7 protein-coding genes and 1 pseudogene are annotated in these 8011 nt (G+C 37.4%); 7 read left to right on the top strand and 1 reads right to left on the bottom strand.

Going from position 1 to position 8011, the window contains the following annotated elements:
• Window positions 1–109 precede the first annotated feature (109 nt).
• Window positions 110–1297: an IS256 family transposase gene (locus tag SOS22_RS05495; RefSeq protein ID WP_320596574.1), complete on the top strand. Its 1188-nt coding sequence runs from the start codon at window positions 110–112 to the stop codon at window positions 1295–1297.
• Window positions 1298–1451: 154 nt separating this feature from the next.
• Window positions 1452–1688, top strand: coding sequence for a hypothetical protein (locus tag SOS22_RS05490; protein WP_320596573.1), 237 nt, complete (start codon window positions 1452–1454; stop codon window positions 1686–1688).
• A 150-nt stretch (window positions 1689–1838) separates the two neighbouring features.
• Here SOS22_RS05490 and SOS22_RS05485 read toward each other — a convergent pair.
• Window positions 1839–2696, bottom strand: a pseudogene (locus SOS22_RS05485) (Abi family protein); the annotation flags it as partial.
• Window positions 2697–3541: 845 nt separating this feature from the next.
• Between SOS22_RS05485 and SOS22_RS05480 the strand changes: the two are divergent.
• From SOS22_RS05480 to SOS22_RS05460, 5 genes are read left to right on the top strand one after another with little or no spacing between them, the layout of a single operon-like run.
• Window positions 3542–4261: a YveK family protein gene (locus SOS22_RS05480; protein WP_320596572.1), complete on the top strand. Its 720-nt coding sequence runs from the start codon at window positions 3542–3544 to the stop codon at window positions 4259–4261.
• A gap of 1 nt (window position 4262) precedes the next feature.
• Complete coding sequence (locus tag SOS22_RS05475) at window positions 4263–5024, top strand: tyrosine-protein phosphatase (RefSeq protein WP_320596571.1); 762 nt, start codon at window positions 4263–4265, stop codon at window positions 5022–5024.
• A gap of 2 nt (window positions 5025–5026) precedes the next feature.
• Complete coding sequence (locus SOS22_RS05470) at window positions 5027–5731, top strand: CpsD/CapB family tyrosine-protein kinase (RefSeq protein WP_320324768.1); 705 nt, start codon at window positions 5027–5029, stop codon at window positions 5729–5731.
• A gap of 7 nt (window positions 5732–5738) precedes the next feature.
• Window positions 5739–6263 (top strand): hypothetical protein, encoded by a 525-nt coding sequence (locus tag SOS22_RS05465; RefSeq protein ID WP_320324767.1) that lies wholly within the window; start codon window positions 5739–5741, stop codon window positions 6261–6263.
• Window positions 6232–7767: an LCP family protein gene (locus SOS22_RS05460; RefSeq protein WP_320596570.1), complete on the top strand. Its 1536-nt coding sequence runs from the start codon at window positions 6232–6234 to the stop codon at window positions 7765–7767. The genes SOS22_RS05465 and SOS22_RS05460 overlap by 32 nt, the downstream gene beginning before the upstream one ends.
• Window positions 7768–8011 lie beyond the last annotated feature (244 nt).

Here is an 8011-nt window from a genome sequence, read left to right as displayed (position 1 = left end):
TGATAGCATAAAATATTTTGTGTAAACGTTAGAGTTCCGTTTGCATAGAAAAAGGAAGTCAATCCTTGTAGAATAATTGTGTCCAAAAAAATTCGAAAGGAGACTTCCCATGTCTAATTTTAACACAGAACTCTACAAAGCTTTAGCCTCAGGTTCATCAATTGATGAAATTGTTCGTTCAGAAATTGAATCCTGTGTCAATTTCCTTCTGAAAACAGAACTAACCAGCTTCCTTGATTATGAACCTTATGACACTGCTGGATACAATACGGGCAATTCCAGAAATGGCTACTATGCTCGTACTATCACGACCCGCTATGGCGATATCGAGGTTCAGGTACCAAGAGATCGAAACGGTGAATTCAAGCAACAGACCATCTGTCCTTATAAACGGAATACAGATGATCTGGAAACGACGATCCTACAGCTTTATTCCAAAGGAATCACTACTTCAGAAATCAGTGATCTGATCGAGAAAATGTATGGGCATGCCTATACACCGGCAACGATTTCAAATATGACGAAAGCGGTAGAGGATCATGTGAAAGAATTCCATGAAAGAGCCTTGTATAAACGTTATGCCGTTATCTATATGGATGCTACCTATCTCAATGTACGTCGTGATTCCGTTTCAAAAGAGGCACTGCATATTCTGGTCGGTATCACTTCGGAAGGCTATAAGGAAGTCCTTGATTACCGACTGTATCCGACCGAATGTGCCGAAAACTATAAGGAAATGCTCCAGGACATATATCAGCGAGGTTGTCATGAAGTCCTTCTCTTCGTCAGTGACGGGCTGCAGGGCCTTCGTGATCGATGTCTTGAGATATTTCCACATGCCCAGCATCAATCGTGCTGGGTACATATTCAACGCAATGTTCTTCGACTGGTACGCAACAAGGATAAGCAGGAAGTAGCGGATGCCCTTAAAGCGGTATATCAATGTAAAACATCAAAGGAAGCCAATAAAGCATTGGATGATTTTATTGAGACATACAAAGATAAATATCCAAAGATACAGGATCGATTTGAGAACCGGGACAGTCTATTCAGTTGGCTTTCATTTCCAAAAGACATTCAATGCAGCCTATATACTTCGAACCTTATCGAAGGCTTGAACAAGCAATTGAAACGGAAGATCAAACAGAAAGAACAGTTTCCCAATGAAGCATCACTGGAACGTTTTGTATGCACCCACTTTATGGAATATAACCAACAATTTTCCAATCGTGTACATCGTGGATTCAATAAAGTTCAAAAGGAACTGGAGGATATGTTTGATCAACGATACAAATAACAGTATGCATTATTCTGCAGGGTGGACTGTTTACACAAAATTATTTGTACTATCCCATGATTCGTTTCGATCTTTTTTTGTACGGCCATCATTAATACGATATACTTTTTCGTCATCCCACAGAATTCCTTTTGGGCTTAATAGGACAGAGCAAATGTTTTTTTTGGTGTTGGAGCACAGATTCAATAAAGCCATCGGAAGTGATCTCTTGATCAATGAATTGTTAGCCCATAAAGCGAATGACTTCTTCTTTATTGGTCAAGTCATTGCGAATAAAGAAGAGATTTTTATGGAAGTAGGTATGGAACAAATCATTAAAGTGATCGGTCTTTTTTGGTCAATACATTCTTGTGTGGCGGTCATGATCTTCATTTGGTCTTGTAGATTATAAAAAGGAGAAATACAAACCATTTTTTTACCAAATATCTGGGTTTGTTTCGTGGTGATGATGTCTGCATTTTGAATGTGTATATCAGATAAACTACTGACGATGGTTTCATAGTAATGTCGTTATGATATTCCATGAATATATTAAATTATCTTAGTCAATTAATTTAGGACGTTCAAACCAGTTTTCAGGAAATCCCATTACTCTGATTATTTTATTGCAATCAATCGTTTGTAGTTCTTTATTTAATCTTTGCATTCTTTTTCGAATTGTGTTATTAAAGATGATAAAGTTTCCTTTCGACATAAATAAGCGCATAGCAATAAATACATTATATACATCTTGTTTTGGACTATTAGCAGGAATATCGTATAACGAATGAAGTTCTTCAATATAGGAAAGGTTCTTTCTACATTTGAATCCTAAAAATTTATTGCTATGTGCAGATATGTTTCGGATTTCTTGAATATCTTGAAGATACAAGATAATGTCCTTTGTGTAAAGACGAATTTCATTTGGGTTTAAAGATAGAGCCCTCATCGCAAAAACACTATAAGTTTTAGCGATTTTATTACTATCTTCAGGAAGCATTAATTCTAAAAATGATACGATCTGTCCAAAAGTTAGATAATTTATCATGACTCATAAAGGAACTTGATGATGATGTTCCACATAATGTTTAATAGAATTTGATCTATTCTCATTTTTCTTTTTTTGTAATGTATTTGAAATGCTAGAAATTAGCTTTATTGTTTTAGTGATATCATTGTTTTTAAAATTATGTATATCTAAATATGCATAGTTTTCGCCATGTGCTTCGGAAAAATAATAGGCAATTAACGATTTTAAGCATTTTTCAATATCTATGGTTGCTTGGAAAAAATACTTTTTTATTTCACGATCGAAATAATATACGTTTGATATTTCCTCAAAAGTTGTACCAGGAATATATTTATCTGTATCTATCATAAAAAATTTACTGTAATAATTAATGACATTGTAATAGTTGTTGCATAAAAGAAATTTTTTTTACTTACCTTCGTCTATAAAATATAAACCTCGCGATTTTAATAATTCAATCTGTTCATCAATTGTTTTGAATGGTTTGCTCATTATTTCCTCCATGACCACGTAAACGTGGTCTCAAATGTTATATTAATAACTCCTCTTCTCTATATGAAGACTGTATTACCAAAAATTGAGAGAGATGATACATTACACAGCACGAGGAGAAGAGTAAGTAATTCTACTAAATTGAATATCCAGTATAATTATAAATTGCCGTCATTCTTTTTAGCACAATTGAGTAAAACTTAGAGCCTAGACACTTATGATTGTTTAATCAACTATGTTGATTCGCTAGAATGACAGTCAATGTCACCTCTCTTTTTCACTAAAACAAAAAGCCCCTCAATGAGGAGCTTTTTGCGCAGATAGGTTCACTTAGAATTCTCTACCGCTGTTCTTAAGCGTATTCTACTCATTGATTTGTGATTTGTCAATTATCAATCCTTATTTTTAAAACCTAAATTGTATTTTTAACATACTCATAAAATATTTAAAAAGAAGTTGTTAATAGTTAGATAAAGCGGAATCGATTCGTTTATGTGCATAAATAGAGTACCTGTTTTATGAAAAGATATGAGGTAATGGTTTAAGGAAGTGGGTTCGTGCTTGTTTTGATTGTGCCTGAATACAAACTGCAAGTCCTATTCTAAGGTGTTTGTATGATTTTGTGATAAAATCAAATGGAATGCAGTCTTATTTACTGTTTTCATGGACTTGTAATGGTGAAAGTGGTAAGTTAATATTGTCTGTGTCTTAATATTTAAGTGAATGAAATAAAGGGAGAATGTATGGAACAAAAGCGAATAACTCGAAATCAGTACAATGATCATGCAGATGAAGTGGATACGATTGATTTGATGGAAGTAGCTCGTGCCATTGTCAAGCATCTTCGATTGATCATTTTATTAACGATCGTATGTGGCGCTCTGGCCTTTGGAATCACATCTTTTTTAATTCCAAAAGAATATACCAGTTCAACGACGATCTTCTTAACACCAATGGTCGATCAAACAACAGGTAGTGCCGACTATAACTCGCAAATGGCCAATTCAAAATTGGTGACCAACGTTGTGGAATTGTTGACACAAAACAACATCATGTCGGAAGTAGCCAAGGATACCGGTTTGGAAAGTGGCCAAGCTGCACGGAATTATTTGACGGTCACGAATGAACAAGATACCGAATTGATCACGATCTCGGCGACAACGACCAATCCTAAATTATCCAAAAAATTAGCGGAAGATACTGTCGATGTATTCATTGAAGAAATGCAAGATAAGATCAATGTAAAAAACATTGAAGTGGTCGATAAAGCACGTTTGTCGTATGAACCAAGCGGTCCAAATGTGAAAAAGAATACCATGGTTGGTGCTTTATTAGGTTTCTTGTTGGGCATTGCCTATGCAGTGATTTGTATGTTGATGGATACGCGATTGAAAAACAAAGCAGAAGCAGAAAAATATCTGGGTATTCCTGTGTACTGTGAATTGCCGGATCTGGAAAAGTAATATGATCGATCTACATTCACATGTAGCATGGGGCATTGATGATGGCATGCCCAATCAACCCGATGCTCTAGAAGCTTTACAAATGGCTAAAACCGATGGTATCGAAGCTATTTGTAGTACGCCTCATGTTGTACCCGGACAATTGGATGCACAATGGCTTTCTACGATACGAGCTCGTCAAGAAGAATTACGAGCCATCAGTGATATCGATATTTATTTTGGTGCCGAAGTGATGATGAATTCCGCGTTTATTGATGCATTGGATGAGAAATGGTATCCGACCATGAATGATACGTCCTATATGTTGGTGGAATATGATGTGCGTAAAGATATTCATCGTATACCGGATTTTATGGATCCTTTGTATGAGTTGGGTATACGAGGGTACAAACCCATCATTGCTCATATTGAACGTTATTTTCATCATGGCTTGGATTGGGATATCATTCATGCTTGGCAAGAAGCAGGCTATGTGTTGCAGATCAATCGTACGAGCATCATGGGTATCCACGGCAAACAAATGGAAAAGAATGCCAAAGAATTGTTGACACAAGGTGTCGGCCATCTCGTTGCGACGGATACGCATCGAGCCAACGGTCATCGCATTGCATGTTTAAGCGATGCCTTTGATCGTGTTTCCAAATGGATTGGTTCAGAAAATGCCGACTTATTGTTTGAACAAAATCCTTTGGCCATCCTACAAGGAAAACCAGTAACCAATTTAACCATAAAGAAAAGAAGATTTCGCTTCTTTGGGAGATAAGCATGGCAAGAAAAAAAGTAAATCAATTTGATTTAGATGAAATCTACCGGAATTTACGAGCAAATATTGAATTTGCTCAATTGGATGAGCATATGCAAGTCATCAATATTGTGAGTACCTTTCCAGATGAAGGAAAAACAACGGTTGCACGGAATTTAGCCCGCATCATGGCAGCCAAATACCAAAATGTTTTATTGATGGATTGTGATTTACGAAATCCATCGGTTCATAAACAGCTGCATATCAGTAATTCAAAAGGATTATCCAATATCATCAGTGAATTTGAACCAAATAAACCCATTCGTTCGTATGATGCGGTTCGAGCGGTAAAATTTGAAACAGGTGAACGCCTATCGGTCATGACAACCGGTCATCGCGTCCCCAATCCGAGTGAAGTTTTGGATTCACGTCGATTTGGTGAAATCTTAAATCAAGCTCGTAAAGAATATGGCTACATCATCATTGACTGTCCACCGATGACGGCAACCAGTGATGCAGTTCCTATCTCCAATGTGGCGGATGGCACTTTATTTGTGATTTCTTCCAAAGATACCGATAAACGAAAAGCACGAGCAGCCATCCATGATCTCCAACGTGTAGGTGGAAATGTATTTGGAACCATCTTGACCAAGGTACAAGATCTTGGTTCAAAACGATATGGCTATGGCTATGGATATGGCTATGGGGAAAACAATAAGGAGAAATAGAAGGAACATGAAAGGGAAAGTGTTGTTGCCTTTATTTATGGGTGCTTTATTCTTGGTAGGTTGTGGCAATCAAAGCATCACCGTTTCCAAAAACGATGTCTTGGAAGTCGCCCAAGACGATGCCAATGTAGAGAGTAAAGAATGTTCGGATGTGTCCGTAAAAAAAGGCGTTGATTATTATACCGTGAAATTCACGACCGATAAGGGAAGCTATTCGTATAAAATTGGTCTCAATGGACATATTCAATCGCGTTCATATAATAAAAGTGTTTCGGGAAAAACTTCGAAGAGTGAAACAAAAACGACCGAACAAAAAACAACGAATACAAATTTTGATGACAAACAACAAGCAGCCATTGATGCGGTTTTAAGCAATATGGCCCTATCGCAATCCGATGTAACGGATATTCAATGTACGCTGAGTGAAGATGGCAGTCAATATACAGTGACAATGTCCAATAATGGTTCACCGATCCAAGCCGTTGTGGATGCGAATACCAATGCGGTCACATCAACGATTGTCGGTCAGTAAGGAGATGAATGCATTGAAAAAGAAAAAAACACCCATTTGGAAAAATCCTGCGTTCTACCTTTCCATCTTGATGGTTGTAGTGGTCGCATTCTTATTTTTTCAAATTGTAAAATTAAACCTATTACCAAATACGCTGGTCGGAATCATTGGTATCGTTTTATTGATTTTCATTGTGTTAACGATTCTATTTGGCTTGGTTCTAGGACATAGTCGTAAAGGTTTTCGTATTTTTGGCATTATTTTAAGTATTGTCCTCATCCTAACAAGTTGTTTTGGATTGTATTATTTGATGAATGCCAATGGCGCTCTAGACCGCATTGCTTCCGATGACAACTATGATCGCCATACCATTCAATTGTATGCCGTTAAGCATTCGAGTCTAAACAGTGAAAAAGACTTAAATGGACAAACCATTGGTATCTTAAAAAACAGCCAACGTACATATGTGAATAAAGTCATCAAACAACTCAAAGCAGACAAAGATATCAAATTTACTACCAAGACCTATGATTCCAGTGTCGAATTGGTTAACGACTTTTTAGGCCAAAAAATCGATTGTATGATGATCGATGCCTCCAATCTTTCGGTCATGGAAGAAATGGATGGTCGCCAAGACATTCGTAGTGAAATCAAATCCATTTATAAATATACGTACTATGTGAAAAAAGCTGATACCTCATCGACTGCGGATGTGACCAGTGATGCCTTTACGGTATTGATCAGTGGATCTGATTCTCGTGGTTCCATCAATGAAACATCGCGAAGTGATGTCGACATGTTGGTAACGGTCAATCCGAAAACACATGTTGTCTTGATGACAAGTATTCCTCGTGATTATTATGTCGAAACTACGTGTGAAGCCAGCATGGGTTGTGGCAATGGTGAAAAAGATAAGTTGACGCATACCGGTTTGCATGGCATTGACACCACCGAAATGACGATTGAAAAATTCATGGATATGGATATCAACTACCACGTCAAAGTTGGTTTTTCCACGCTCAGTAATTTAGTCGATGAATTGGGTGGCATTACCGTCAATAACCCACAAAGTTTTTCGACCGGTAATTATTCTTTCCAACAAGGAACGATTGAATTGAATGGCGAACAAGCCTTGGCCTTTGCGCGGGAACGCTATAGCTTTACCGAAGGTGATAAAGAGCGCGGTCGCAATCAAATGCGCGTACTGACCGGCATCTTAAATAAAGTTATGAGCCCATCCATTTTAAAGAACTATCAAGGTATCATGAACACATTAGCCGATAGTTTCCAAACCAATATGGATACGGATGATATCAGTGCCCTTGTCAAAGAACAACTTTCTTCTCAAGCTTCATGGAAGATCTATACGATCAGTCTAGATGGAACAACTGGAACAGCTTATTGTTACGAATTGGGCGATAATGCATCCGTTGTCTTCCCCGATGACAATAGTATTTCGGAAGCCAAAACAAATATTCAAGCGGTTGAGCATGGAGAAGACCCTCCATATGCCAGTCAATCCTAATAAAACGCTCTGTGGCAATGCCATAGAGCGTTTTTTAATTGCGTAGCGAATACCACGCGCTATGTGCGTGGTGGCAGACCTTTTAGTGTAAAAAAAGACAACTTCCTATACTACAATGAATATGGCCCGCCAGCCGTAAACAAAATAATATAGGAGGTTGTCAAAATGAATGACACAAGAAGTTTATCACATACAAGTTACAGGTGTAAATATCACATTGTTATCGTACCGAAGTATAGAAGAA

The sequence above is a fragment of the Absicoccus sp. genome (genome assembly GCF_034090965.1).
Classification (GTDB): Bacteria; Bacillota_I; Bacilli_A; order Erysipelotrichales; family Erysipelotrichaceae; genus Absicoccus; species Absicoccus intestinalis.
The sequence above is the reverse complement of the archived record's forward strand: the minus strand, read 5'-3'. Positions and strand labels throughout refer to the sequence as shown.